The 25269-nt window shown below is 69.1% G+C and carries 26 protein-coding genes and 1 tRNA gene; 18 read left to right on the top strand and 9 right to left on the bottom strand.

The genetic code is table 11. The features are described 5' to 3' along the window. Positions 1–3 precede the first annotated feature (3 nt). Genes AB4Z09_RS07400 through AB4Z09_RS07390 form a run of 3 tightly spaced genes read left to right on the top strand, consistent with a single transcriptional unit; the run spans position 4 to position 2354 of the window. Positions 4–1020 (top strand): hypothetical protein, encoded by a 1017-nt coding sequence (locus AB4Z09_RS07400; RefSeq protein ID WP_174910075.1) that lies wholly within the window; start codon positions 4–6, stop codon positions 1018–1020. Between the two features lie 6 nt (positions 1021–1026). Next, positions 1027–1275 (top strand): DUF5703 family protein, encoded by a 249-nt coding sequence (locus AB4Z09_RS07395; RefSeq protein WP_174910073.1) that lies wholly within the window; start codon positions 1027–1029, stop codon positions 1273–1275. 8 nt (positions 1276–1283) lie between these two features. Then, positions 1284–2354: a quinone-dependent dihydroorotate dehydrogenase gene (locus AB4Z09_RS07390; protein WP_174910071.1), complete on the top strand. Its 1071-nt coding sequence runs from the start codon at positions 1284–1286 to the stop codon at positions 2352–2354. Between the two features lie 63 nt (positions 2355–2417). Here AB4Z09_RS07390 and AB4Z09_RS07385 read toward each other — a convergent pair whose 3' ends face one another. Together AB4Z09_RS07385 and AB4Z09_RS07380 are read right to left on the bottom strand one after the other, a co-directional pair. Then, on the bottom strand, positions 2418–2948 hold the full coding sequence (locus AB4Z09_RS07385; RefSeq protein WP_174910069.1) for a YbhB/YbcL family Raf kinase inhibitor-like protein: 531 nt from the start codon (positions 2946–2948) through the stop codon (positions 2418–2420). Positions 2949–2981: 33 nt separating this feature from the next. Continuing rightward, positions 2982–4307 carry a M20/M25/M40 family metallo-hydrolase gene (locus AB4Z09_RS07380; RefSeq protein ID WP_442239447.1) on the bottom strand — a complete coding sequence of 442 codons (1326 nt, stop codon included), beginning with the start codon at positions 4305–4307 and terminating at the stop codon, positions 2982–2984. Positions 4308–4520: 213 nt separating this feature from the next. Here AB4Z09_RS07380 and AB4Z09_RS07375 point away from each other — a divergent pair. Next, positions 4521–4606: transfer RNA gene (locus tag AB4Z09_RS07375), tRNA-Leu, on the top strand. Between the two features lie 161 nt (positions 4607–4767). On the opposite strand, the gene AB4Z09_RS07370 is transcribed toward AB4Z09_RS07375, so the two are convergent. After that, positions 4768–5985: a S8 family peptidase gene (locus AB4Z09_RS07370; RefSeq protein WP_114723050.1), complete on the bottom strand. Its 1218-nt coding sequence runs from the start codon at positions 5983–5985 to the stop codon at positions 4768–4770. Positions 5986–6194: 209 nt separating this feature from the next. On the opposite strand from AB4Z09_RS07370, the gene AB4Z09_RS07365 reads away from it, so the two are divergent. From AB4Z09_RS07365 to AB4Z09_RS07350, 4 genes are all read left to right on the top strand, one after another. Then, positions 6195–7649 (top strand): SDR family oxidoreductase, encoded by a 1455-nt coding sequence (locus tag AB4Z09_RS07365; protein WP_114723049.1) that lies wholly within the window; start codon positions 6195–6197, stop codon positions 7647–7649. Between the two features lie 139 nt (positions 7650–7788). After that, the gene (locus AB4Z09_RS07360; protein WP_114723048.1) at positions 7789–8184 is read left to right on the top strand and encodes a universal stress protein; all 396 of its coding nucleotides are present in this window, start codon (positions 7789–7791) and stop codon (positions 8182–8184) included. Positions 8185–8276: 92 nt separating this feature from the next. Then, positions 8277–8657: a DUF2784 domain-containing protein gene (locus tag AB4Z09_RS07355; protein ID WP_174910063.1), complete on the top strand. Its 381-nt coding sequence runs from the start codon at positions 8277–8279 to the stop codon at positions 8655–8657. 42 nt (positions 8658–8699) lie between these two features. Next, positions 8700–9950: a saccharopine dehydrogenase family protein gene (locus tag AB4Z09_RS07350; protein WP_174910061.1), complete on the top strand. Its 1251-nt coding sequence runs from the start codon at positions 8700–8702 to the stop codon at positions 9948–9950. A gap of 3 nt (positions 9951–9953) precedes the next feature. Here AB4Z09_RS07350 and AB4Z09_RS07345 read toward each other — a convergent pair whose 3' ends face one another. Together AB4Z09_RS07345 and AB4Z09_RS07340 are read right to left on the bottom strand one after the other, a co-directional pair. After that, positions 9954–10829, bottom strand: a complete 876-nt coding sequence (locus AB4Z09_RS07345; protein ID WP_114723045.1) for a class II glutamine amidotransferase — start codon at positions 10827–10829, stop codon at positions 9954–9956. Positions 10830–10908: 79 nt separating this feature from the next. Next, on the bottom strand, positions 10909–11451 hold the full coding sequence (locus AB4Z09_RS07340; RefSeq protein WP_114723044.1) for a DinB family protein: 543 nt from the start codon (positions 11449–11451) through the stop codon (positions 10909–10911). Between the two features lie 170 nt (positions 11452–11621). On the opposite strand from AB4Z09_RS07340, the gene AB4Z09_RS07335 reads away from it, so the two are divergent. Then, on the top strand, positions 11622–12884 hold the full coding sequence (locus AB4Z09_RS07335; RefSeq protein ID WP_254622919.1) for a CoA transferase: 1263 nt from the start codon (positions 11622–11624) through the stop codon (positions 12882–12884). On the opposite strand, the gene AB4Z09_RS07330 is transcribed toward AB4Z09_RS07335, so the two are convergent. Continuing rightward, positions 12836–13555 (bottom strand): lysoplasmalogenase, encoded by a 720-nt coding sequence (locus AB4Z09_RS07330; protein WP_442239446.1) that lies wholly within the window; start codon positions 13553–13555, stop codon positions 12836–12838. The genes AB4Z09_RS07335 and AB4Z09_RS07330 overlap by 49 nt on opposite strands. Positions 13556–13632: 77 nt before the next feature. Between AB4Z09_RS07330 and AB4Z09_RS07325 the strand changes: the two genes are divergently transcribed. The 4 genes from AB4Z09_RS07325 to AB4Z09_RS07310 all read left to right on the top strand — a co-directional run bounded on the left by AB4Z09_RS07325 (position 13633) and on the right by AB4Z09_RS07310 (position 16127). Beyond that, on the top strand, positions 13633–13767 hold the full coding sequence (locus AB4Z09_RS07325) for a hypothetical protein (protein WP_302675485.1): 135 nt from the start codon (positions 13633–13635) through the stop codon (positions 13765–13767). After that, the gene (locus tag AB4Z09_RS07320) at positions 13764–14822 is read left to right on the top strand and encodes a nucleoside hydrolase (protein WP_174910057.1); all 1059 of its coding nucleotides are present in this window, start codon (positions 13764–13766) and stop codon (positions 14820–14822) included. The genes AB4Z09_RS07325 and AB4Z09_RS07320 overlap by 4 nt, the downstream gene beginning before the upstream one ends. A gap of 98 nt (positions 14823–14920) precedes the next feature. Next, the gene (locus tag AB4Z09_RS07315) at positions 14921–15601 is read left to right on the top strand and encodes a ScbR family autoregulator-binding transcription factor (RefSeq protein WP_174910055.1); all 681 of its coding nucleotides are present in this window, start codon (positions 14921–14923) and stop codon (positions 15599–15601) included. 88 nt (positions 15602–15689) lie between these two features. Beyond that, the gene (locus AB4Z09_RS07310; RefSeq protein WP_114723041.1) at positions 15690–16127 is read left to right on the top strand and encodes a VOC family protein; all 438 of its coding nucleotides are present in this window, start codon (positions 15690–15692) and stop codon (positions 16125–16127) included. Positions 16128–16200: 73 nt separating this feature from the next. On the opposite strand, the gene meaB is transcribed toward AB4Z09_RS07310, so the two are convergent. Genes meaB through mutA form a run of 3 tightly spaced genes read right to left on the bottom strand, consistent with a single transcriptional unit; the run spans position 16201 to position 21360 of the window. Then, the gene (gene meaB / locus AB4Z09_RS07305) at positions 16201–17202 is read right to left on the bottom strand and encodes a methylmalonyl Co-A mutase-associated GTPase MeaB (protein WP_254622918.1); all 1002 of its coding nucleotides are present in this window, start codon (positions 17200–17202) and stop codon (positions 16201–16203) included. Beyond that, positions 17189–19450 carry a methylmalonyl-CoA mutase gene (gene scpA / locus AB4Z09_RS07300; RefSeq protein ID WP_174910051.1) on the bottom strand — a complete coding sequence of 754 codons (2262 nt, stop codon included), beginning with the start codon at positions 19448–19450 and terminating at the stop codon, positions 17189–17191. Before scpA ends, meaB begins: the two co-directional genes overlap by 14 nt. A gap of 14 nt (positions 19451–19464) precedes the next feature. Further along, positions 19465–21360: a methylmalonyl-CoA mutase small subunit gene (mutA, locus tag AB4Z09_RS07295; protein ID WP_442239445.1), complete on the bottom strand. Its 1896-nt coding sequence runs from the start codon at positions 21358–21360 to the stop codon at positions 19465–19467. Between the two features lie 172 nt (positions 21361–21532). Here mutA and AB4Z09_RS07290 point away from each other — a divergent pair, with 172 nt between their 5' ends. The 5 genes from AB4Z09_RS07290 to AB4Z09_RS07270 all read left to right on the top strand — a co-directional run bounded on the left by AB4Z09_RS07290 (position 21533) and on the right by AB4Z09_RS07270 (position 25236). After that, a complete protein-coding gene (locus tag AB4Z09_RS07290; RefSeq protein ID WP_442239444.1) occupies positions 21533–22354 on the top strand; it encodes a PaaI family thioesterase in 822 nt (273 codons plus the stop codon). Positions 22355–22403: 49 nt separating this feature from the next. After that, positions 22404–23069 carry a TVP38/TMEM64 family protein gene (locus AB4Z09_RS07285; protein ID WP_442239443.1) on the top strand — a complete coding sequence of 222 codons (666 nt, stop codon included), beginning with the start codon at positions 22404–22406 and terminating at the stop codon, positions 23067–23069. 66 nt (positions 23070–23135) lie between these two features. After that, complete coding sequence (locus AB4Z09_RS07280; RefSeq protein ID WP_114723037.1) at positions 23136–23717, top strand: hypothetical protein; 582 nt, start codon at positions 23136–23138, stop codon at positions 23715–23717. After that, the gene (locus AB4Z09_RS07275) at positions 23714–24244 is read left to right on the top strand and encodes a hypothetical protein (RefSeq protein ID WP_442239442.1); all 531 of its coding nucleotides are present in this window, start codon (positions 23714–23716) and stop codon (positions 24242–24244) included. The genes AB4Z09_RS07280 and AB4Z09_RS07275 overlap by 4 nt, the downstream gene beginning before the upstream one ends. A 152-nt stretch (positions 24245–24396) precedes the next feature. Continuing rightward, positions 24397–25236, top strand: a complete 840-nt coding sequence (locus tag AB4Z09_RS07270) for an alpha/beta fold hydrolase (protein WP_442239441.1) — start codon at positions 24397–24399, stop codon at positions 25234–25236. Positions 25237–25269 lie beyond the last annotated feature (33 nt).

The following is a 25269-nucleotide window of genomic DNA, read 5'->3' as shown; positions in this document are numbered from 1 at the left end:
CCCATGCGAGTACCGGCACCGCGCATCACCGCTTGCACGATTGGGGCTGCCGCGTTGCTGTTGCTCACCGGGTGTTCGTCCGAGAAGAACGCCGACGACCTCAAGACCATCGAACCGGCCACCGCGGCGGTCTCCCCCGCCGGCGCCACCCCCGCCGGTGCGGTGCAGAACCTCGGTCGGCCGATCGACGCGATCACGTTCGACCCCACGTCGAACACCACCGCACTGCTGACCGACGGCAGCAGCAAACTGTTCACCCTGAGCGCCACACCGGACGGCGGTGGCGCGCCCCGCGAGATCCCGATCGACGGTGTCGCCGCGCAGATGACATCGGCCCCCGAGGGCCGACTCCTGCTGCCCATGAACGGCCGCGTGCAGATCGTCGACCTGAAGGCGGGGGGCGTGTCGTCGTCCGTCACCGTCGACGGCGACGCGCGCTCGGCTGTCTTCCTGCCCGACGGCAAGCTCGCGGTGGGCCTGGCCAACGGCCGGATCCAGATCGTCGACCCCTCCGGATCGGTCTCCGAGACGATCTCGGGCCTGGCCTCCGTCGACGCGCTCGCGCTCACCAAGGGCGACCTCAGCGCACTGGATCGCCGCCAGACGTCGCTGACGCAGATCGACCTCGACGACGCGGACCTGGGCCTGGCCCTGCGCGCCGGCGAGGGCGCCACCCAGTTGATCACCGACGAGCACGGCCGGATCCTGGTCACCGACACCGCCGGCAACGAACTGCTGGTGTTCACCACCGACCCGCTGATCATGCGCCAGCGGTACCCCGTCGCGAACGCCCCGTACGGGATCGCCTACGACGAGCGGACCGATCTCGTGTGGGTCACGCTGACCGCCAGCAACAAGGTGGTCGGCTACGATATCTCGACCGGCATCCCCGTCGAGAAGGTCCGCTACGACACCGTCCGCCAGCCCAACTCTGTCGCGGTGGACACCGCCACCGGCACCCTCGTCGTCGGGTCCGCGGTCGGCGACGGACTGCAGACGATCCCGCTCGCGGCGGGGTGATCCACGGTGACGTCCAGGTCGCAGCGGCGCAGCGGGATTCCCCGCGAATGGGAGACGGACTCCGAGGAGTTCGAGTACATTCCGCTGAGCCTGCCCCGTGACGTCACCCGGGTGAGCGCGTCGATGCGACTGGCACTGCAGGCCGAGTTCGGCGGCTGGGAGCTCTCACGCGTCCGCCTGTACACCGACGGCAGCCGTCGGATCCTGCTCCGCCGCCGCAAGACCACCCATCACATTCCGGCACCTGGAATCTAGGGAGATTCGTGTACCACCTGCTTCTGCGTCTGATGTTCCGGATCCCCCCGGAACGCATCCATCACCTCGCGTTCGCCGCGATGCGGGTCGTGACGCGGTTCGCGCCGATCCGTGCACTGGTCGCCAAGGTGCTCGTCGTCGACGATCCGGCACTGCGCACCACGGCGTTCGGCGTCGACTTCCCGGCACCGGTCGGGCTTGCCGCCGGGTTCGACAAGGACGCGACCGGCGTCGACACGTGGGGACCGATGGGCTTCGGCTTCGCCGAGGTGGGCACCGTCACCGCTCAGGCCCAGCCCGGCAATCCCGCGCCGCGCCTGTTCCGTCTGTCCGACGATCGGGCACTGATCAATCGGATGGGCTTCAACAACCACGGCGCCGGCAATGCCGCGAACTACCTGCGGCACCGCCGCGGTGACGTACCGATCGGCGCGAACATCGGCAAGACCAAGATCGTTCCCGCGGAGGAGGCGGCCGGCGACTACACCGCCAGCGCGCGTCTGCTGGGACCGCTCGCCGACTTCCTCGTCGTCAACGTCAGCTCCCCCAACACCCCCGGGCTGCGCGACCTGCAGGCCGTCGAGTCGCTGCGCCCGCTGCTGCAGGCGGTGCTCGACACCGTGCACATCCCGGTGCTCGTGAAGATCGCACCCGACCTGTCCGACGAGGACGTCGACGCCGTCGCCGATCTCGCCGTCGAACTGGGCCTGGCCGGCATCGTCGCCACCAACACCACGATTTCCCGCACGGGCCTGCGCACCCCGCAGTCGCGGATCGAGGAGATCGGCGCGGGCGGCCTGTCCGGCGCCCCCGTCGCGCGGCGTTCGCTCGAGGTGCTGCGCCGTCTGCACGCGCGGGTCGGCGACAGGCTGGTGCTGATCTCGGTGGGCGGCATCGAGACCGTCGATCAGGCCTGGGAACGGATCCTCGCCGGGGCGACCCTGGTCCAGGGCTACACCGGCTTCATCTACGGCGGGCCGTTCTACGCCCACAAGCTGAACAAGGGCCTGGCCCGGAAGGTCCGCGAGGCCGGGTTCCAGTCGATCCGCGACGCGGTGGGTGCCGGCGCCCGCACGTAGTACCCCGGATTCCACGAGCAGGGCCCGTCACCGATCGCGGTGACGGGCCTGCTGTGTGCCGGTCTACTTCTGCTCGTACGTACCGGTGATGACGGCACGCGCGATCGCGTGCGAGAACAGGTTGAAGCCCAGGAATGCCGGCGTCGAGTCGGGTGTGACGTCGAGGTGGTCGACGTCCACCGCATGGACCGCGAACATGTAGCGGTGCGGCCCGTGCCCCTGCGGCGGCGCCGCGCCGAGGAACCGCGACAGACCGCCGTCGTGGTGCAGCGAGACGGCGCCCTCGGGCAGCCCGGAACCGGTCTCGTCGCCCGCATCGGCGCGCAGCGACGTGGTGGTGACGGGGATGTTCGCGACCGCCCAGTGCCAGAAGCCCGACGCCGTCGGAGCGTCCGGGTCGAGCATCGTGATCGCGAAGCTCTTGGTCTCGGGCGGGAACCCGGACCACGACAGCTGCGGCGAGATGTCGTGTCCACCGGCCCCGAAGATCCCGCTGACCTGATCGTTCTTCAGCGGGGCGCCGTCGGTGACGTCGTCGGACGTCAGCGTGAAGGACGGCAGGTCGGGCAGTCCGTCGTACGGATCGTGTGCCATGTGAATCCTCTCCCAGATCTCGGGTACAGCGGGTCAGCTGTGTAGCAGGAAGTGTTCCATCACTCGGGTGCCGAAGTGCAACGCGTCCACCGGCACCCGCTCGTCGACGCCGTGGAACAGCGCCGCGAAGTCCAACTCCGGCGGCAGCCGCAGCGGCGCGAAGCCGAAGCAGCGAATCCCCAGGCGCGCGAACGCTTTTGCGTCGGTGYCCGCCGACAACATGTACGGCACGGTGCGGCCGTTCGGATCGTGCGCGAGCACGGCGTCGTTCATAGCGTCCACCAGGTGGCCGTCGAACGTCGTCTCGTACGAATCGAGCTTGGTGATCCACTCGCGCGTGACGTTCGGCCCGATCAGCTCGTCCACCTCACGCTCGAACGCGGCCTGCCGGCCGGGCAGGACGCGGCAGTCGAACACGGCCTCCGCGGTCTGCGGGATCACATTGGCCTTGTAGCCGGCCTTGAGCATCGTCGGGTTCGCGGTGTCGCGCAGCGTCGCGCCGATGATCCGGGCGATGCTGCCGAGTTTCGCCAGGGTGCCGTCGATGTCGGGCGAGTTCGGGTCGAAGTCGACGCCGGTCTCCTCGGAGAGGACGGTGAGGAACTCCGCGACCGAATCGGACATCACGAGGGGGAAAGTGTGGTTGCCGAGCCGGGAGACCGCGTCGGCGAGGATCGTCACCGCGTTGTCCTCGTGCAGGAACGATCCGTGGCCTGCGGTGGCCTTGGCAGTGAGCCGCATCCAGCCGAGCCCCTTCTCGGCCGTCTCCACGAGATACAGGCGGCGTTCCGTGCCGTCCGCGCGCGGGATGGTCAGCGAGAAGCCGCCCACCTCCCCGACCGCCTCCGTGACGCCCTCGAAGAGATCGGGCCGGTGATCGACCAGCCACTGGCAGCCCCACTTGCCGCCGGCCTCCTCGTCCGCGACGAACGCGAACAGGATGTCCCGCGGCGGCACGGTGCCCTCGGCCTTGAACTGGCGGGCCAACGCCAGCATCATCCCGCACATGTCCTTCATGTCGACCGCGCCACGGCCCCACACGTAACCGTCCTCGACGGCCCCCGAGAACGGGTGCACGCTCCAGTCCGCGGGCTCGGCGGGCACGACGTCGAGGTGGCCGTGCATCATCAGCGTTCCGCGCCCGGGATCCGCACCGCGCAGCCGCGCGAAGACATTGCCCCGCCCGGGGGCACCGGATTCGACGTACTCGGTCTCGTACCCGACCTCCTCGAGCTTGGACTGCACCCACAGGGCGCAGTCCCGCTCGCCCTTGGTGGTCTCGAGTTCGCCGGTGTTGGAGGTGTCGAACCGGATCAGCGCGCTGACGAGGTCGACGACCTCCGATTCGGCGCGACTCACGGGCTGTGGTGAGGACACTGCTTCTTCATGTGATGGCACCTCACTTTCCTACCACCGTCGCAGCGACAGCACGTGCAACCATCGATGCCCGCTTTTGGTCCAAAACCCTCCTCTGACCAGGCGATTTTGGACCTGGCGAAAGATCGGATAATCTTTCCAGGCACCCGGAGAACGGGGCAAAGAGAAAAACAACTGAACAGCTTGCAACAACGAGTCCGAGTGGCGGAATGGCAGACGCGCTAGCTTGAGGTGCTAGTGTCCTATTAACGGACGTGGGGGTTCAAGTCCCCCCTCGGACACTCTGAGTTGAGACAGACGAGAAGATCCCCGGTACCTGGTTTTCCAGGAGCCGGGGATCTTCTCGTTTCTGTGTACTCCTCGGTGCCACTGTCGTTCGGAGCCACTCTCGTTCGGAGCCACCGTCTTTCGATCACTCCGTACACGTTCCCGCGAACTCGTCTCAGTGGCGCATCGCCCCCATCCGCATGCTCGCCCGATCGGCCGTCGCCAGTTCCCGCACCGCGAGGTCCTTCGCACACACCAGCAGCGATCCGAGCGCGCTCGTCCGCGGGAAGGTCAGTTCGGTGTGATTGACGTTGTCGTGGTCGTCGGCGCCGTCATAGACCACTGTCGAGCCACGGGCCAGCCACCGCTTGACGTCCACCACGGTGGGCAGATGCCCCATCGTGCGCAGGTAGAACGACTGCAGCAGCGCCACGACGCCCAGCACGACCGGTGTCGCCTGACTGGCCCCGTACTGGATCGACTCACCGGTGTCGTTGAGGATGCCCGACGAGGTGATCGGCGATCCCGGTGCGAAGGTGTCGGTCGCACACGGGCCACCGACGGTCCGGTGCAGTCGCTGCGTGAACGGCGTGAGGCGGTCGGAGTCCGACGCGAACGCCTTGGCGCCGTCGCGGTAGCGGAAGCTGCCCTCGTCGGCGTCGTACACCGCACCGACGCTGATCGTCTGGCGGAACACCGCCGGGTAGCACATTCCCTGCATGCCGCCGTGTGCGTAGTAGTCGTTGCCGGCCGCCACACAGCAGCACACGCCCTCGTCGGTGAGTTCCTGCAGCAGCGCCCCGATCGCGTCGCCGGGCATGTCGGTGTCCGTCGTGCGGTTGTCGGACGCACCGGTCGCCAGGCACAGCGCCGAGATCCCGAGCGACGCGCGCCGGTCGAGGACCCAGTCCAGTGCGTCGCGGATGTCGGCGAAGCGACCCGTGCCGTCGTTGGCGAGGACCTTGACCGGCACCACCCGCGCGTTCGGTGCGATTCCGGTGTGGATCCGTCCCGCACAGGCGATGCCCGCGACGGAAGTGCCGTGTCCGTTCCCGTCGGTGATCTCGGCGGGATCCCCGCCGTAGTCGGAGGTGAAGTTGCGGCCCGGAACCACTCGTCCCGCGAAATCGACGTGTGTGGAACGCAATCCGGTGTCGAGCACCGCGACGGTGACGCCGGAGCCCGACACGTTGAAGTCGCGTCGCGCCTCGGGTGCGCGTACCAGCAGATCCACCTCGGTCAGTTCCGGAAGAAATGGGCCTTCCTTCTGCAGTGGCGACTCGACCGGCACCACCGATTCCGCGTGCAACATCTCGAATGTGCCGACGGCGGAGGCCGTCGACGCGCCCGATCGGTCCGATCCGGGTTGGCCGGACCCGTTCGACTTGCTCATTGTCCTCACCCTCCTCGAGTGTCATCTCTCGAGCGGGGGACTGCCCCGGGGGCACTCCCCCTGGTACTTCACATGCTCCTCTGACGAGGGCACGGTGTCACCAGCACAGCGGCCGGAAGAGCCCGATCGAGTACTCGGTAGACTGATCCGTCGACCACCCGCACGGGATCACGCACACGCGCACGAGATCAGGACTGAGTTACCTACCGATGGCACAACCGATGACGGGTATCGATCCCGCCGATTTGGACATCTGCATGCGGGTGCTGTCGGAGGCATCCGCGCTCGACGCGGACCACCCCGACTCGGTCGCGCTCCAGCGCGCGGTCGGCAACCTGTTCAAGAAGCTCAAGCGCCGCCGTCGCGTCGAGACGCGGGACGCGGTGTCCGAGGCCGATCGGGCCGTCGTCGCGGCCACCGCCACGGGCTCACCCGACAGGATCGACGACGAGACCGCAGGGATTGCGCTCACCTCCAGCGCCGCCGGCGCGACCGCCGGGACCCTCATCCGCCCGCGGCCGTGCTACATCTGCAAGCAGCGGTACACACAGGTGGATGCGTTCTACCACCAGTTGTGTCCGGAGTGCGCGGCCCGCAGTCACGCCAAGCGTGACGCCCGCACCGATCTCACGGGGCGCCGCGCCCTGTTGACCGGCGGACGCGCCAAGATCGGCATGTACATCGCGCTGCGGTTGCTGCGCGACGGCGCCCACCTGACCATCACGACGCGATTCCCGAACGACGCCATCCGCCGCTTCAAGGCGATGGAGGACAGCGCCGACTGGATCCACCGGTTGCGGGTCGTCGGCATCGACCTGCGCGATCCCGCCCAGGTGGTCGCGCTCGCCGATTCCGTTGCCGCACAGGGTCCGCTGGACATCCTGATCAACAATGCCGCGCAGACGGTCCGCCGCTCCCCCGGCGCCTACAGCGCGCTCGCGGAGGCCGAGTCCGGCGCGCTGCCTGCGGGCGAACTGCCCGACGTCGTGACGTTCGGCAAGACCAGCGAGGCACACCCGGCGGCCCTGGCCGGATCGCTGTCGACGGCGACGCTCGCCTCGGCCGCGAACCTGTCGGCCGCGGAGGTCAGCTCGCTCGCGCTGGTCGCCGGTTCGGCGACACCCGCCCGCATCGAGCGCGGCGTCGCGATCGACGCGGGCGGCCTGCTGCCCGATATCGCGCACACCAACAGCTGGGTGCAGACGGTCGAGGAGGTCGACCCGATCGAGCTTCTCGAGGTGCAGTTGTGCAACTCGGTCGCCCCGTTCATCCTCGTCTCGCGGCTGCGGCCGTCGATGGCGGCGGCGGCGGCGCGGCGCAAGTACGTGGTGAACGTCTCCGCGATGGAGGGCCAGTTCAGCCGCGCATACAAGGGTCCGGGCCACCCGCACACCAACATGGCGAAGGCCGCGCTGAACATGCTCACCCGCACCAGCGCCAAGGAGATGCTCGAGGACGGCATCCTCATGACGGCGGTCGACACCGGCTGGATCACCGACGAGCGCCCGCACTACACGAAACTGCGACTGGCCGACGAGGGCTTCCACGCCCCGCTCGACCTGGTGGACGGCGCGGCGCGTGTGTACGACCCGATCGTGCAGGGTGAGGCGGGCGTCGACCTGTACGGGTGCTTCCTCAAGGACTATCAGACCTCGCCCTGGTAGCCACTCACTCCCACGCACGACCCCGAAACTCGGGCCGACGGGCGCACGTCACACCTGAATCGCGACGTGTGCCACACGGTGCTTCGGCGGCCGAGCGGCGATACTGGACGGGCACTGTTTCACTCGTCTGGGAGGCTCCATGGCCATTGCCGTTGCATACAGCGATACTCCGGAGGGGCGCGTTGCGATGGTGTACGCCGCACGCGAGGCCATGCAGCGTCGCGAGCAGCTCCTGGTGTTGCACATCCTCGACGACGCCGCAGGAGACGGTGACGTCGAGGCAATGCGTGCGTCGGTGCAGACCGTTCTCGACAACGGCGGGGTGGGGGGATCTCCGTGGGAGTTGCGGACGGGCGAGCACAGCGGCGACCGTGTCGGCGCTCTCGTCGACCTGGTCTCCGACAGCGGCGCAGGATTGTTCGTCGCGGGCAGCAAACGGATGTCGCCGATCGGCAAGTTCCTTCTAGAACGGTCGCTGCAGCGCCTACTGCTGGAGGTCGACGTGCCGATCCTCGTCGTCAAGGAACCGCAATAGCACCCAATAGCACCGCAGTAGCACCGCAGGCAGCTCGACCCGCAGTAGCCTGAAAACCGAGTGGTCCCATCCCGACGTCGGGAGGTGTCGCGGTGCTGTATCGATTGTTGGCCGATGCCACGGTGGTGGTCCACCTGGCATTCCTCGGCTATGTCGTGGCCGGCGGCTTCCTCGCGTGGCGGTGGCGCCGCACGATCTGGCTGCACGTCGCCGCGGTCGCCTGGGGTTTCAGCACGGTCCTGGCCGGCCTGGAATGTCCGCTCACGAACCTCGAGAACTGGGCCCGGCAGCGGGCCGGTGACCAGCAGTTGCCGTCCACTGGGTTCATTTCCCACTATCTGACCGGTGTCGTGTATCCCGAGAATGCCGTGGGATTGGTCCGCGGCCTGGTCGCGGCGTGCGTGATCGCGTCGTGGATCGGGTACGTCGTCCTGCGGCGTCATCGCTCGGGGTGGTGGCACGCGCCGGTGTGATGTACGCCGCACAAATCATTACCCACGAGTAGGGTCGTCGGCATGACAGCTGCCCCGCGAACCCGCGATCTCGACGTCGTCGTCTACGGAGCCACCGGCTTCGTCGGCAGGYTGGTGGCCGAGTACCTGAGCGAACATGCGCCCGCCCGCACCCGCATCGGGCTGGCCGGCCGCTCGATCGACCGGCTCGAACGGGTTCGCCGCCAGCTGGGACCGGCCGCTGCCGAGTGGCCCCTGCTGCTGGCCGATGCCGGTGACGACGCTTCTCTCCGCGCCCTCGCCGCCGCCACGCACGTCGTCGCGACGACGGTCGGCCCGTACGCCAAGTACGGTCTGCCGCTCGTCCGGGCCTGCGCGGAGGCCGGCACCGACTATGCCGACCTCAGCGGCGAGACCCTCTTCGCGCGCGACAGCATCGACCTGTACCACGACACCGCCCGCGCGAGCGGCGCGCGGATCGTCCACTCGTGCGGCTTCGACTCGATTCCCTCGGACCTGGGCGTCCACGTCCTGCATCGTCAGGTGGAGGCCGACGGCGCCGGAGAGTTGACCGACACGACGCTGGTCGTGACCTCGATGAGCGGGGGTGCCAGCGGCGGCACGATCGACTCGGTCCGCACCCAACTCGACGTCGTCAAACGCGACGCCACCTTGCGGCGCATCGCCGCGGCGCCGTATTCGCTGAGCCCGGACCGCGCGGCCGAACCGGACCTCGGTCGCCAGTCCGACATGGCGGTCGTCCGCGGGTCGGACATCGCGCCCGGGCTGGAGGGCTGGAAGGCACCGTTCTTCATGGCGTCGGCCAACACCCGCGTCGTGCGCCGCACCAACGCCCTCGCCGATTACGCGTACGGCAAGCAGTTCCGCTACCGCGAGGTGATGAACGTCGGGTCGTCGTTCGCGTCACGGGCGATCGCGGGCGCAGTGGCGGTCGGCATGGGCGCGGCCGTGGCCGGGCTACTGTTTCCGCCGACCCGGTGGCTGCTGGATCGGGTACTGCCGAAGCCCGGCGAGGGGCCGAGCGAGAAGGCCCGGCGCAACGGCCACTTCACGATCGATCTGTACGGCGACACGACGACGGGCGCTCGTTACACGGCCCGTGTCGCCGCCGAGGGCGATCCCGGGTACGCGGCGACGGCGGTGATGTTCGGCGAATCAGCCCTGGCGCTGGCGTTGCAGCGCGACGACCTCCCGGACAGGTCCGGTGTGTTGACGCCGGCGACGGCGCTGGGCGACGTGCTGGTGACGCGACTGCGGGACGCCGGATTGGTCATTCGGGCGCAGCGCGCCTGAGGCTCAGGGGCCGCTCGGCGCCTGAGCCGCGGCCGCACGGCCCGTGAGGTCCGACAGGGCCAGCCGGTGTCGCGGCGGCCTGTCGAGCACCATGGTCCTGGTCACCGTCTGATCCGCCGCCACGTGAAGCAACTCGCCCGGACACAGCGACTCCCAGTCCGGATCCTCGTCCATCTGCTCGGTGGCGACCACCACCGCGGGCAGCGACGCGAGGGCCCCGGACCGGGCGCGGACGGTGCCGGCCGTGCTGGCCTGTTCGAGGTGTCGGCGCCCGCTGGACCCGCCGGGTCGGCGCCGCAGGACCAGCAGGTCGTGCGCATCCGGGTACCGGAACGCCCACAACTCGTCCGCAGTCGCGAGCACGAAGTTCAGCGCGAGCATCCGGAGGTTGTCGGCGATCCACCCGGTCGCCGCCGCGATGCCGGCCGCGACGTCACCGCCGTTCTCGTCGATGCGCCGGGTGATCAGCGCGAAGAACCGCTCCGAGTCGGTCTCGCCCCTGACGAGATCGCGGTAGTCACCGAGTTCGGCCTCGAGCTCGGTCAGGTCCTCGATCACCCCGTTGTGCGCGAACAGTCGTCCCTGCTGCTCGAACGGGTGCGTGTTGACGGCGTCGTTCTCTCCGGTCGTGGCGTACCGCACGTGCGCGACGAACGTCTCCGACTCGCGCTCCCTCGCCTCGCGCGCGAACTGCCGGTCCCGGTACGCCGCGAGGGGTTGCTTCTCGACGCGAGGCAAACCGTCCGCGGTGAACGTGCCGAGGCCGGTACCGTCCGGCATGCGCCTGCTCTGCTCCGCGAGGCTGTCCTCGGCGTCGAGCAGCCAGAAGGTGGCGATGACGCGGTGTGGGGCCGCGGACAGTCCGAACAGTCGACACATGGCCGTCGTCCTCCTCGTCTCGAGGCCGGGTTTCGACCAGTATGAACGGGCACACCCGCGCGGCGTGCCCGTTCTCCCGTCAGAACTCCATACCGGCGTCCGCCCCCATCTGCATCGTGGTGTTCGCCCCGTCGAGGGCCTCGCGGATGATGTCCGCGTGACCCGAATGGTGGGCGGTCTCGCGCAGGATGTGCAGCAGCACGCGGCGGGCACTCCACCACTGACGTTCCGGCGCCCACGGAGCGGTGGGCAACGGCACCTGCAGATCGAGGTCGTCGAGCGACGCAACCACCCGCTCGGTCTCCTCCACCGCCGCCCGGTACTCGGCGAGCAACCCGGAGATCGACTCGCCCTCGGCCATGAAATATGTCTCCATCGCGACCTCCATGTCGAACTCCGCGGTCTCGTCCCGTTCGACGATGTTCCGGACCCAGTTCCGCTCCATCCGCGAGACGTGCTTGATCAGGCCCCCGAGCGTCAGATCGCTGACAGTGCTGCGCGCCCGGGCCTGTTCGTCGTCGATGCCGCGGACGGTGATGAGCAGACTGTTGCGCTGGTCCGCAAGCATCGCGAGGATGTCGGCCTTCTCGCCGGCGGTGGGGGTCGTGGAGTTCCCGGTCATGTCTGTCGCCCTTCGGTCGTGTCGGTGAAGCTCGATGAGAACCACGCTACGAGCAATTACGGACAACTACGGTCCGCAATCTTGGGACGCGGCTCAGGAGTCGCCGCTGCCGGGAGACGGCGCCGCGGGTCGCAGCGCCGACGCTCGGCACGGACCGTACGCTCGCGACAGTGACCACCCACTCGGACGAGTATCTGTCCGCACGGCTGCCCGCGCTCGACCTGGCGCACCTGGCGGTGTCCCGGTTCGCCGCCGCGGCCGACGGACTGAGGGCCGCAGTCGGGCTCCCGGTGTCGCCGTACCGACCCGCTCCGGACCGGATCGCAGCGTCGTTCTCCGGGGACAGGATGTTTCGCCGCGACGGGCAGCCGGTGGAGGGGTTCGCCGAGTTGTCAGGATTCTTCGCGACCGCCGACGGCTGGGTCCGCACGCACGCGAATTATCCGCATCACCGGGCGCGCCTGCTCACGGCGCTGGCACTGCCGGACGACACCACTCGCGCGAGCTTCGCCCGCCGGGTCGCGGAGCTGTCGGCCACCGACATCGAGGACACCGCTGCGGCCGCCGGCGCGATCGCGGTGCGCGTGCGCAGCGAACGGGAGTGGGCGTCGTCGGAGCCCGGAATCGCCGCCGCCGCGGGCGATATGGTGGGCGTCCGAGTCCGCCGCGATCACGGCCCGGCCGCCCCGACTGCAACGCCGTCCGCCCCGCTGTCTGGGGTCCGGGTCCTCGACCTGACCCGCGTCATCGCAGGCCCGGTGGCCTCGCGCTCGCTGGCCCTGCTCGGCGCCGACGTCCTCCGGATCGATCCGCCGCAGCTGCCGGAGATCGAATGGCAGCATCTCGAGAACGGGCAGGGGAAGCGCTCGGCGCTGCTCGACCTGCGGAATCCTCAGGGGCTCGCAACCTTTCGGGATCTGGTGTCGGGCGCAGACGTGCTGCTCACCGGTTACCGGCCGGGCGCCATCGAGGCGCTCGTCGGGGACCTCTCGGAGGTTCGTCCGGGCCTGGTCCGGGGCCGCGTCTGCGCGTGGGGGCACGCCGGGCCGTGGGCGGGGCGTCGCGGATTCGACAGCATCGTCCAGGCAGCGTCGGGCATCGCGTTGATCGAGGGCGACGGCCGACCGGGCCCGCTGCCCGCGCAGGTGCTCGACCACGCGTCGGGGTATCTGCTCGCCGCCGGTGTCCTCGACGCCCTGACCGGGCGCCTCGCCGACGGCGCGGGACGGGACATCGACGTCTCCCTCGCGCGCACCGCCTCATCGCTGCTCGACGCCCCCGGACGCCGGGAGGCCGCTCGGGCCGCCCAACTTCCCGGACCGGACACGGTCGTGAGCCACGGCGGAATCACCACGGCACGACCGGTCCTTGCCGGGTTCGACGACTACCCGTTCCCGGCGAGAACGTGGGGTGCCGACGAACCGCGCTGGTGATCGCGGTCCGCCGCCTGCACGCCGAGCACGATCAGCACCTGCGCGGCGATGTAGGTGAGCATCACCCAGAACCCCTCGACCGGCGGAGAAAACCAGTCCGCGAACGCGCCCAGCGCGATCATGCCGTCAGACACCAGGAACAGTGCGCCGCCGACCGCGACCAACCGGTTCACCCCCGCAGCGAGGATGGCCATCGCACCGAGCGCGGAGCCGTAGAGCAGGGCCGGCACCAGCAGCGGGCCGGCGCCGGGCGCGCACGCCAGGACCAGGAACCCGACCGCGACGAGGTACCCGACGGTCGACCAGCGGCGACGACCCCACACCTCCGCGCGCCCGTACGGCGCGAACGCCGCGATGTAGGCCACCTGTGCCAGCAGGAAGAATCCGACCATCAGCAGGAACGAGAGGTCGCCGTCGGCGAGATCGGGAGCGGTGTCGCCCAGCCACGAGAAGCCCAGCGCGACGAGGGTCAGCACGACCAGTCGACTGCGTCTGGGGGCGGCAGACCCGCCCGTCCCGAGCCACAACGCTCCCGCCAGCACCGGCATCAGGAACCACTGGGTGACGTCTGCGACCCGCTCCCGGTCGACCAATTGCGCCGACAGGTGCACGATCGCCAGCAACCCGAATACCACCCACACGAACCGCACCGCACGCTGCCGAGGAATCACGCCGTCATGCTAGGCGGCCGCATCCGGCCGGACACGAGTTTGTCTCGCATCCAACCGGATTCCGCGAGAATGGGGACGTGACCATACACAGCTACGTCCTCGACGTGACCTGGACAGGCGATCATGTGGTCGCCCCCGAGAACTGCTTCATCGCCCGATCCGTCAATTTCCCGGTCCATCACCGGGAAACCGTCACGGCCGGTTCGCGATGACCCCGCCGACCCGACTGATCGTCGACGTCGACACCGGGATCGACGACTCGGTCGCGCTGCTCTATCTGCTGGCACGGGAGGACGCCGACATCGTCGCGGTCCTGTCGACCGCCGGCAATGTCCCGACCGCGCAGGTCGCGGCCAACAACCTGGCGTGGCTGGACCTGTGCGGGCGCCCCGACATCGAGGTCGCGGTCGGCGCCAACGGCCCCCTGAAGATCCCGCTGCGCACCACCGAGGACACCCACGGCCCGCAGGGCATCGGGTACGCGGTCCTGCCGCCGTCCACTCGGGCCCTGTCCGAGCGTTCCGCCGCGCAGGCGTGGATCGAACTCACCCGCGAGAATCCCGGCGAACTGGTCGGGCTCGTGACCGGTCCCCTCACCAATCTGGCGCTCGCGATCCGCGCCGATCCCGAACTCCCCCAGCGGCTCCGGCGGCTGGTCGTGATGGGTGGGGCCTTCCAGCACCCGGGCAACACCACGCCGGTCGCGGAGTGGAACATCTCGGTCGACCCCGAGGCGGCCGCCGAGGTCTTCGCGGCGTTCTCGTCGGTGCCCGAGGACCGTGCCCCGATCGTCTGCGGCCTCGACGTCACCGAGCGGATCGAGCTACGCCCCGACCATCTGCGTCGGCTGGCCGAGCTCGCCGACAGCACACCGGTCGAGCTCATCGGCTCCGACGACGCCCCGGACGCCCGGTCCACGACGTCGAATCCGATCGTGCGACACCTGTCTGACGCGGTGCGCTTCTACTTCCAGTTCCACCGCGACCACGGACAGGGTTTCATCGCGCACATGCACGATCCGTTCGCCGCCGCCGTCGCGCTCGATCCCACGATCGCCCGCTATCGCGCCGCCACGGTGGACGTGGAAACCGAGGGGCGGATCACCCGCGGGCAGACCGTCGCCGACTGGCACGGATTGTGGGGAAGGTCTCCCAACGCGGCGATCACCTGGGAAACCGACGCGGACGCATTTCTCGACGACTTGATCCTCCGTCTCGCCGCCTTCGCACGCACCGTGACACCCCCGGGGAACCGAACCGACCGGTAGCTCGACACTGGTACGGTTTCGTCGATCTGGAAGAGCGTCCAGTCCGCACAGCGACCGTGCGCTCGACCGGATCGTCAAGTCGGGAAAAGGCGGTTCACGTGGTAAGACAGGCACGCGCTGTGGCAACACGGCAACAGATCATCACCGGAGCGGCTCGAATGTTCGAGCAGTCAGGATTCGAAGGAGCGAGCCTCGGCGACATCGTCGACGGGGCGGGAACCACCAAGGGTGCGCTCTACTTCCACTTCCGGTCCAAGGACGAACTCGCGAGGGTCGTCATAGAGGAGCACCATCGAACGTCGATCGACACGGTCGATGCGATCGCAAACACCGGTGCGGGCTCACTGCGACAACTCGTGATGCTGTGTCACGAGATGGCCCGGCAGATAGTGCACGATCCGATCGTCCGCGCGGGCACGCGGCTGACACTCGAGTTCAGCGGAACTGCGGACGCCCCGGCCCAGCCATACATCGATTGGATCGCGAGCGCGCAGAAACTCATCGAGTCGGGCATCGCCCGGGGTGAGATCCGCGGGACCGTCGATCCTCCCACGCTGGCCCGCTTCATGATCGGGTCGTTCACCGGCGTCCAACTCGTATCCCAGGTCCTGGCACGCCGCAGAGACATCGAGCAACGCATCGACGAGATGTGGGGATACCTGCTGCCGAGCATCGCGACCACCCAGGACGCGGCCGAACTCGCCGAGGTCCGCGTCGCGCGGTGGACACCCCCGGCCGAAGCAGTCACGGCAACAGCGGATCCGTCCGTCGACGTCTGAATCAATTCACACACCGCCCGGGCCCCGCATCGTGATCGGCGATGCGGGGCCCGTGCGGATCACACGTATCGGTGCGACACTCCGGGACATGGAACAACACATCCACTTCGTCACCCTCGCGACGCCCGACCTCGACGCGGCGCGCGCGTTCTACTGCGGCGGACTCGGGTGGGAACCGCTGTTGGACGTGCCTGGGGAGATCATCTTCTTCCAGACCGCGCCGGGGATGGTCCTGGGACTGTTCGACGCGGAGAAGTTCCGTGAGGACATCGGCCGGCCCGGTACCCACGTCGCCACATCGGGGATCACGTTCTCGCACAACGTCGCCGGACCGGAAGCGGTCGATGCACTGGTCGCCGCGGCGGTCCGCGCGGGAGCGTCGTTGATCAAACACCCGCAGCGCGCGGCGTTCGGCGGCTATCACGGACACTTCGCCGACCCCAACGGCGTGATCTGGGAGATCTGCCACAACCCTGGCTGGAGTATCGATTCCGAGGGACGGGTACGGCTGACCACCGACATGTGAGACGGAAACGACGAGGGCTCCACACCGTCGGACGGTGTGGAGCCCTCGTCGTGGTTCCGACTGCGGGACAGCGTTACTCGGCGCCGTCGAATGCCTCGAGGATCCGGTGCGCAGCGAGAGCCGCGGTGAGCGACCCCTCACGAACCTGGTCCTCGACGTCGCCACGAATCTTCTTCACCCGCGCGTTCGAGTCGAGTCGGCGCAACAGCTGGTCGTGCACCATCGACCACGTCCAGTCCACCTGCTGCTGATGCCGCTTACGCTCGAGTTCACCGGCGTCGCCGAGCACCTGGCGGTGCCGGAGCACCTCGTCCCAGAACTTGTCGACGCCGATGTTCTCGAGCGCACTCATCGTCAGCACCGGCGGCTTCCACAACGCGTCGTGCGGATAGATCAACCGGAGTGCACCGGCCAGTTCGCGAGCCGCGACCCGCGCCTCGGTCTCGTGCTTGCCGTCGGCCTTGTTGACGGTGACGATGTCGGCGAGCTCGAGGACACCCTTCTTGATGCCCTGCAACTGGTCACCGGTCCGGGCGAGGGTGAGGAACGTGAACGTGTCGACCATGTTCGCGACCGTCACCTCCGACTGCCCGACACCGACCGTCTCGACGAGAATCACGTCGTAGCCGGCCGCCTCGAGCAGAACCATCGTCTCGCGGGTCGCCTTCGCGACACCGCCGAGGGTGCCCGATGTCGGGGACGGCCGGATGAACGCGTTCGGCTCCACCGACAGGTTCTGCATCCGGGTCTTGTCGCCGAGGATCGAGCCGCCGGTGCGCGTCGAGGACGGGTCGACCGCGAGGACGGCGACCTTGTGCCCCAACGAGATCAGGTGCATCCCGAGCGCTTCGATGGTCGTCGACTTGCCGACACCGGGAACACCCGTGATGCCTACCCGGATCGCGCTTCCGGCGTGCGGGAGCAGGCCCAGCAGCAACTGCTGCGCCTGCTCCCGGTGATCGGCCCGGGTGGACTCGACGAGGGTGATGGCCTTGGACACATCACTTCGCCGGCCCTCCAGGACCGCGTCACCGAGCGCAGCCAGATCGAGCGGCGGACGGCTAGTCGGCGGCAATCGGATCGTGTCCCAACTGCTCCGACAACTTCTGCAACAGACCGATGGCCGCATCCGCCAGGACCGTGCCGGGCGGGAAGATCGCCGCGGCACCGGCCTGGTACAGCTCCTCGAAGTCGCCCGGCGGGATGACGCCGCCGACGACGACCATGATGTCGGGGCGACCCACCGCAGCGAGGGCCTCCCGCAGCGCCGGCACCAGCGTGAGGTGACCGGCGGCGAGGGAGGACACACCGACGATGTGGACGTCGGCGTCGGCCGCCTGCTGGGCGACCTCCTCGGGGGTCTGGAACAGCGGTCCCACGTCGACGTCGAAGCCGAGGTCGGCGAAGCCCGTGGAGATGACCTTCTGGCCGCGGTCGTGGCCGTCCTGGCCCATCTTCGCGACGAGGATGCGGGGACGACGTCCCTCGTCCTCGGCGAACTTCTCGACCAGTTCGATTGCGTTCGAGATGTTGCTCACCTTTCCGGCCTCGTCCCGGTACACACCGCTGATGGTCCGGATCTCGGCCTGGTGGCGCCCGTACACCTTCTCGAGCGCGTCGGAGATCTCGCCGCCGGTCGCCTTGGCGCGGGCGGCGTCGATGGCGAGAGCGAGCAGGTTGTTCTCCATGCCGCCCTCGGTGGACGCCGCGGCGCGGGTGAGCTCCGCGAGAGCCGCCTGGGTGGCGGCCTCGTCACGCTCGGCGCGCAGCTGCTGCAGCTTGGCGATCTGCTCGGCACGCACCTTGGTGTTGTCGACCTTGAGGACCTCGATGCTGTCCGGCTCGTCCGGCACGTACTTGTTGACGCCGACCAGCGGCTGCCGGCCGGAGTCGATGCGGGCCTGGGTGCGGGCCGCGGCCTCCTCGATGCGGAGCTTCGGGATGCCCTCACCGATGGCCTGCGCCATGCCGCCGGCCTCCTCGACCTCGGCGATGTGGGCGCGGGCCCGGTTCGCGAGTTCGTTGGTGAGCCACTCGACGTAGTGCGAGCCACCCCACGGGTCGATCGGACGGACCGTGTTCGACTCCTGCTGGATCAGCAGCTGCGTGTTGCGGGCGATGCGGGCCGAGAAGTCGGTCGGCAGCGCGATCGCCTCGTCGAGCGCGTTGGTGTGGAGCGACTGGGTGTGGCCCTGCGTCGCGGCCATCGCCTCGACACACGTGCGGCCGACGTTGTTGAACACGTCCTGCGCGGTGAGCGACCAGCCGGAGGTCTGCGAGTGGGTACGCAGCGACAACGACTTGGCGTTCTTCGGAGCGAACTTCTCGACCAGCTCGGCCCACAGCAGACGCCCGGCGCGGAGCTTGGCGACCTCCATGAAGAAGTTCATGCCGATCGCCCAGAAGAACGACAGGCGCGGCGCGAACTTGTCGATGTCCATGCCCGCGTCGAGACCGGCGCGGATGTACTCGATGCCGTCGGCGAGCGTGTAGGCCAGCTCCAGGTCGGCGGTCGCACCGGCCTCCTGGATGTGGTAGCCCGAGATGGAGATCGAGTTGAACTTCGGCATCTTCGCCGACGTGTACGCGAAGATGTCGGAGATGATCCGCATCGACGGCTTCGGCGGGTAGATGTAGGTGTTGCGGACCATGAACTCCTTCAGAATGTCGTTCTGAATGGTTCCGGCCAGCTGCTCGGGAGCGACACCCTGCTCCTCGGCCGCCACGACGTACAGCGCCAGGATCGGCAGCACCGCGCCGTTCATGGTCATCGACACCGACACCTGCGACAGGTCGATGCCGTCGAACAGCTGACGCATGTCGAGGATCGAGTCGATCGCCACACCGGCCATGCCGACGTCACCCTGCACGCGCGGGTGATCGGAGTCGTAGCCGCGGTGCGTCGCGAGGTCGAAAGCGACCGACAGGCCCTTCTGACCGGACGCGAGGTTGCGGCGGTAGAACGCGTTCGACTCGGCGGCGGTGGAGAAGCCGGCGTACTGGCGGATGGTCCACGGCTGGTTGACGTACATCGTCGGGTAGGGGCCGCGCAGGAACGGGGCCGCACCCGGGTAGCTGCCCAGCGGGTAGCCGTCGGCCTCGGCGGCGTCCCGGTCGGCCTTGGTGTAGACCGGCTTGACGTCGATGCCCTCGGGCGTCGACCACACCACCTGCTCGGGGGTGTAGTTGTTCGCCGTCGCGAGGTTCTCGATGAGCGCCTCGGTCTGCTCGGAGGTGGGTGCAGCCGGCTTCGGGAACTGCGGGTCCGTCAGCGCGACGTCGGCGAAACTGCCGATGACGTGCTGCACCTCGTTCGTTGTCACTTCGATGCTCCCAGTCACTTGTTGTCGCCGCCGATTGCGTCGAGCAGGCCGGACAGCGCCGTCACTGCATCGATGCGAGCGGTAAGGAATCCGTCGGGACGCTGAGCGCCCTCGACGTCAGCGAAGATCTTCTCGGGACCGGCCAGCAGCACCTGCTCGATGCCGGCCTCCCGCAGTGCGGCCACGGCCGCCGCGCCCTGCTCCGCGTAGCGCTTGTCGGTGCCGCACAGCACCGCGATGCGGGCTCCGGACTCCTTCACCGCCGGTGCGATGCTGCCGTCTCCGGCGTCCAGCGGACCCGGGTTGATCGCCTCGATACCACCGGAGGCCAGGAGGTTGGATGCGAACGTGGACCGTCCGTTGTGCTCGGAGACGGGCCCCAGCGGCGCCAGGAACACCTGAGGCCGTGCGCCGTTCGCCGCGAGGAACGCATCGGAACGATCGCGCAGCGACTCGAACGCCGCGGCGTAGCGGGCCACCGTGGCACCGGCCTCGGCAGCGCCCGCCGGCAGCGGGGCCTCAGCGAGGTTCGGGAACTCGTTGACACCGGTGACGGCGGTCTTGCGGTGCGCGATGTCGGAGTCGCGGGCAGCCTTGGTGGCGGCGATGCGGTCACCGATCACGCCGGAGCCGATCGCCGCGGAGTAGCCGCCGACGGTCTCGATCTGCTGGAAGAACTCCCACGCCTTGGCCGCGATCTCCTCGGTGAGGTCCTCGACGTACCAAGAACCGGCGCCGGGATCGAGCACGCGCCCCAGGTGCGACTCCTCGAGCAGCAGCAGCTGGGTGTTGCGGGCGATGCGCGCCGAGAACGACTTCGACACGCCTGCGGCACCCGCGGGCAGTGCAACGTCGAAGGGCAGCACGGTCACGGAGTCGGCGCCGCCGACACCGGCACCGAACGCGGCGAGCGTCGTGCGGAGCATGTTCACCCACGGATCGCGCTGCGCCATCATCGCGGCGGAGGTGACCGCGTGCTGCACCGCGCCACCGAACTCGGAGGCACCGCACACCTGCGCGACGCGGGCCCACACCTGGCGGCCGGCGCGGAACTTCGCGATGGTCTGGAACTGGTCGTCGGTGGCGGCCAGGCGGAACTCGAGCTGGCCCAGGGCCGCCGAGATCGTCAGACCCGCGTTGGTGAGCGCCCGCAGGTACTCGACGCCGGCCGCGACGGCCGCACCGAGCTCCTCGGCGTCACTCGCACCGGCGTTGTGGAATGCGGTGCCGTCGACGGTGATCGCGCGGATCGACTCGTCGCGGCCGGCCGCGGTCTCGGCGAGCGAGACGGCATCCGACAGCTCGACGCCCGCGGCGCCGGTGAACGCGTCCGTCAGCGGTGACGCACCGAGACCGGCCCGCACCTGGGCGCGGTCGGTGACACCGTCACCGGCGGTGGCGCGCTGGTCGAGCAGGGCGAAGAGCTGCTGTGCCGCGGCGGCGGTGACGGCACCGGCGTCCAGCGTGAGCGGCGCCAGATCCAGCAGCACACCGGTGAGCGCGAGGTCGAGCGCGGCGACGGGAAGGTTCTGGCCGCCGAGCGACAGCCGCACGGCGCTGACGCCGTTCTCGAGGCCGTCGAGGATCGCGCGGTTGACCTCGGCGGCGTTCTGCGTGTCCTGACCGAACTGGGCACTGACCAACCAGCCGGCGTTGACGTCGCGGCTGGCATCGGTGCCACGGACGAACGGGAATTGTCCGGGCAGCGGCGACTCGGGAAGCTCGTCACGTCCGGTGTACAACGGCGAGATCGTCACACCGTCGTAGGTGGTCGTCTCGAGAAGCTTCTGCGGTTCCGGGCCCAGCTCGGCGGCGTCCACTCGACGGGACTTGGCGAGCACGCCGGCCACGGCCTGCTGCCACTCCGAGTAGGCGCGCGCGGCGTCCTCGGCCTCTGAAGCTGGTGACACGGGGCGGCTCCCTCTCACTCTCACGTGCGATCGCTCATGGCGACCGGTCTTCCAATCGGGCAAAACAATCGGGCAAACAAATGGGACGATTGTCGTCCTCTGACCTGTGATGCTAACCGCATCCTCGTGGCCGCTGACGTGAGGACCACCCGACGTTCGTTAGCCTCGGCTCATGAGCGTTGCGAACGTGCTGGAAGAAGGCGTGTCCGTCACTCCCCAGAGGTTGTTCCGGATGCGTCCGCCGCAGCGCCTGGACGGGTTCAACCGGCTCACGATGGACATCGAAGGGCTCGACTCCTGGGCCGCCTCCCCCACCGCCACGCTGGGCATTCTCGTCGACGACATCCTCGGATTCAYGCTGTGGGACCGGCGCGGCGAACGCAGCGGACTGGTGACCGCGGACCTGTCAGTGGATTTCGTCACACCCACCGGGTGGCACGGGCCCGAACTGCACGCCGACGGCCGGGTCGTGGCCGTGACGGCGGACGGTGGCACCAGCTCGACGGAGATCCGCGACAGCGCCGGCACGTTGATCGCGACCGGCACCGCGTGGGGAAACTTCGTGGACGCGGGCACCGATCGCAGCGCGACGGTGGTCCGCCCCCTCGCAACGGCCGCCTCGGTGCCGGCCGCGTCGGTCGCGCCGCTCGTCCGGATCGGTGGCCGGATCGAGCGCGACGGTGAGCATCCGCGGCTGATCGTGCCGCCGAACCAGGCCCTGGCCAACAAGCTCGGCGTGATGCACGGCGGGATCCAGGCCTGCGCGATCGATCTGATCGGCAATGCCGCCGTCAGCGCACCGGATACGCCGATGCACACCGCATCGCTGCGGATCAACTTCTTCCGGCCTTCTCCCGTCGACGCCGACCTCGTCTTCACTGCGGAGGTGATCCGTGCCGGTCGCGCGGTCGCGGTCGCCCGGGTGACGAGCACCGACGCGGACGGACGCGTGTGCGCGGTCGCCACCGTGACGTGCCGCCGGCCGAGTCGATAGCCGGGCAGACCGACGGAAACCAGGTCGAGCGCGGGTATCCTGGCCGATTGTGATTGCGCGACTGAGGGATCCCCGGCTCCTCGCTGCCCTCGTCGGCCTGGCGGTGCTGTTCGTCGCCGCCGCGATGGTGCCGCACCCCTCGATCGACCAGGTCCGGACGTGGTCCGAGTCGGTCGGGCCGATCTTTCCGCTGATCTTCTTCCTCGTGCACGTCGTCGTGACGGTGGCCCCGGTCCCCCGGACCCTGTTCACGATCAGCGCCGGTGTCCTGTTCGGTGCGGCCACCGGCATCGCCGTGACGGTCGCGGCGACCACGATCAGCGCGGTGTTGGCACTGCTGCTGGTGCGTGCAATCGGCCGGGACGCCGTCGCCGCCCACCTCACGCATCCTGCGGTCCGTGCCGTCGACCTCCGCCTGGAACGCCGCGGTTGGCTCGCGGTCGGATCGCTGCGACTGATCGCGCCGATCCCCTTCTCGGTGATCAACTACTGCTGCGGGGTGTCGTCGATCCGCACGCTCCCGTACACGGCCGCCACGATCGTCGGCATCTTGCCCGGCACGGTGGGTGTCGTGCTCCTCGGCGATGCCCTGACCGGCGAGGCGAATCCGGCGATGCTGGTGCTCTCGGCGGTCTGCATCGCGGCGGGCGTCGCGGGGTTGATCCTCGACGCGCGGACTCCGGTATCGCCACCCCCCGAGTCGGTCAAGGATTGAGACTGGACTTCGTAAAGTAAAGCTTTGAAGCTTGATCTTCCGGTTTCAAGCTCTTAGCCTTGCTCTATGTTCGTTCTGACCGTGGATCAACGGGGCAGCCGACGCGACATCGACCGCGTCGGTCCATTGCTCGCCGATCTCGGGAACCGACGCCTGCTCCGCCCGTTCGAACGCACCGCCGGCGACGAGGTCCAGGCCGTCGACGACGACGCTGCCGCCGTGGTCGACCTCGTGCTGGACCTCGTTCGGCGAGGTCATTGGAGCATCGGAATCGGTATCGGGATCGTCGAGGAACCGCTGCCGACCCAGACGCGGGCCGGTCGCGGGCCGGCGTTCGAGGCCGCCCGGGTGGCCGTCGAACGCGCGAAGAAGGCCCCCGGCGGCGTCGCGGTCGAGGCGGCCGACCCGGATGCCGCCGCCGACGCCGACGCGGCACTGACCCTCGTCGCGCTACTCGTCTCGCGCCGCTCCCCACAGGGGCACGCCGCGGTGTCGCTCATGGAACGCGGCCTCACGCAGGCCGAGGCCGCCGCCGCACTCGGCATCAGCAAACAGGCCGTATCCCAGCGACTCACCGCCGCGGGCTGGCAAGCCGAGGTTGCGGGCCGCCGACTGACCGAGCGACTACTCCGGAAGGCCGATCGATGACCGTACTCAGCCTGACCCTGATCGGGGTCGCCGCGCTCGTGGGGACCGTCGCGGGCCGCCTCGCGGCGTCGTCCGCGCACTCCGGGGCGGTCGTCCGGATCGCGCCCGTGGTCGCCGTACTGGCGCTCGGCGGTGCGGCCGTCGCCGCGACGGGCGCGCCCCCGGTCACGGGGTTCGCACTCGCCGCGACCTACGTCCTGACGGTGACGGCCGCCGCTACCGGCGGCGCGCCGATGGTATTGGCGGCCTTCCGGTTCGCCCGCCGCCAGCCCGACGCCGGTCCGGAACCCGACGACGGCCCGCTCCGCGGCGGCCGGGTCATCGGTCTCCTGGAACGGGCCGCAGTCGCCGTTTCGATCCTCGCCGGCTGGCCCGAGGGCATCGCGATCGTCCTCGCGGTGAAGGGCCTCGCCCGCTACCCCGAACTGCGCGAACCGCACGCGTCGGAGCAGTTCATCATCGGCACCTTCACCAGCGTGCTGTGGGCCGTGGCCGCCGCCGGTGTCGGCCGGGCGCTGTTGACCTGAGGCCACAGGCTCCGTCCGAGCAGCGACCTGTCCCGAGGCTTCGCGACAATCGCGCTGCCGTAGCGCCCGCGCCGGCAGCGAAAGGTCAGAGGAAGGTCAGAGGAAGGTCATTGTCGACATTCCACCGAGCTCCCGGTGATTGAATCCCTGCCATGGAGATGATCGATACCGGACGAATCCGGCTCGGGGTGGATCGCCGAGGAGAGGGCCCGCCCGTCGTCCTGATCGGCGGCACGGGAATGCCTCCCGTCGCCTGGGACGTTGCCGGGCTGACCCCAGCCCTCGTCGACCACGGCTTCGATGCCATCGCCTATGCATCTCGGGGCGTCGTACCGAGCGAGGCACCGTCCGCGAGTTGCACGGTCGAGGACCTCGGCGACGATCTGCTGGCCCTCATCGCCACCCTCCATCTCGACCGCCCACCCGCACTGGTCGGCTACTCGCTGGGCAGCTTCACCGCCGAACACCTGCTCGCCACACAGCCGGAGCTCTTCGCCGCCGCAGTCCTCATCGCCGGCCCCGGTCCGACCACGCCCCTCCTGCATGCCGTCGTCAACAGCGAATCGACCCTGATAGATCAACTGGGCGCTCTGCCTGCGGACGTGATGACCATGCAGACCCTCCTGACGGCACTGCCGCCCACAGCACTGGCCACAGCGTCGCCCATGGTCGAACAGTGGGCCGCCATGTCCGCCTATCAGAGTGCGCAGTGGACGTCGAGCGACGGCGAAGTCGCCCAGGCACGTGCGTCTCACGCCTGGCTCCGAGACCACGGCCGGATGGACCGGCTGCCGAAGATCGCCGTTCCGGTTCTTGCCGTCGCCTTCGAGTTCGATCCACTGCTCGGTCCGACCCAGGCCCGAGCGGCAGTGGAACAGATGCCCCTTGCCGAACTGTGCGTCGTCCCCGACGCCGGGCACGGCGGCGTCATGACCCACGCTCACTATGTCGTGCCCCGAGTGGTCGAGTTCCTCGGCACCCACCTCCGATGACGACAATCGCCCCGATGGCCGATGCCGCGACGT

Source organism: Rhodococcus sp. TAF43, assembly GCF_052113525.1.
Classification (GTDB): Bacteria; Actinomycetota; Actinomycetes; order Mycobacteriales; family Mycobacteriaceae; genus Prescottella.
Note: the sequence above shows the minus strand (reverse complement) of the source record. Positions and strands in the feature narration are given on the sequence as shown.

Bases quoted from the DNA above. Each gene is read 5' to 3' on its own strand.
- AB4Z09_RS07340 (WP_114723044.1), bottom strand. From the start codon at position 11,451: ATGACCGGGAACTCCACGACCCCCACCGCCGGCGAGAAGGCCGACATC.
- AB4Z09_RS07360 (WP_114723048.1), top strand. From the start codon at position 7,789: ATGGCCATTGCCGTTGCATACAGCGATACTCCGGAGGGGCGCGTTGCG.
- AB4Z09_RS07365 (WP_114723049.1), top strand. From the start codon at position 6,195: ATGGCACAACCGATGACGGGTATCGATCCCGCCGATTTGGACATCTGC.
- AB4Z09_RS07270 (WP_442239441.1), top strand. From the start codon at position 24,397: ATGGAGATGATCGATACCGGACGAATCCGGCTCGGGGTGGATCGCCGA.
- AB4Z09_RS07400 (WP_174910075.1), top strand. From the start codon at position 4: ATGCGAGTACCGGCACCGCGCATCACCGCTTGCACGATTGGGGCTGCC.
- AB4Z09_RS07275 (WP_442239442.1), top strand. From the start codon at position 23,714: ATGACCGTACTCAGCCTGACCCTGATCGGGGTCGCCGCGCTCGTGGGG.
- AB4Z09_RS07310 (WP_114723041.1), top strand. From the start codon at position 15,690: ATGGAACAACACATCCACTTCGTCACCCTCGCGACGCCCGACCTCGAC.
- AB4Z09_RS07280 (WP_114723037.1), top strand. From the start codon at position 23,136: ATGTTCGTTCTGACCGTGGATCAACGGGGCAGCCGACGCGACATCGAC.
- AB4Z09_RS07345 (WP_114723045.1), bottom strand. From the start codon at position 10,829: ATGTGTCGACTGTTCGGACTGTCCGCGGCCCCACACCGCGTCATCGCC.
- AB4Z09_RS07370 (WP_114723050.1), bottom strand. From the start codon at position 5,985: ATGAGCAAGTCGAACGGGTCCGGCCAACCCGGATCGGACCGATCGGGC.
- AB4Z09_RS07320 (WP_174910057.1), top strand. From the start codon at position 13,764: ATGACCCCGCCGACCCGACTGATCGTCGACGTCGACACCGGGATCGAC.
- AB4Z09_RS07385 (WP_174910069.1), bottom strand. From the start codon at position 2,948: ATGGCACACGATCCGTACGACGGACTGCCCGACCTGCCGTCCTTCACG.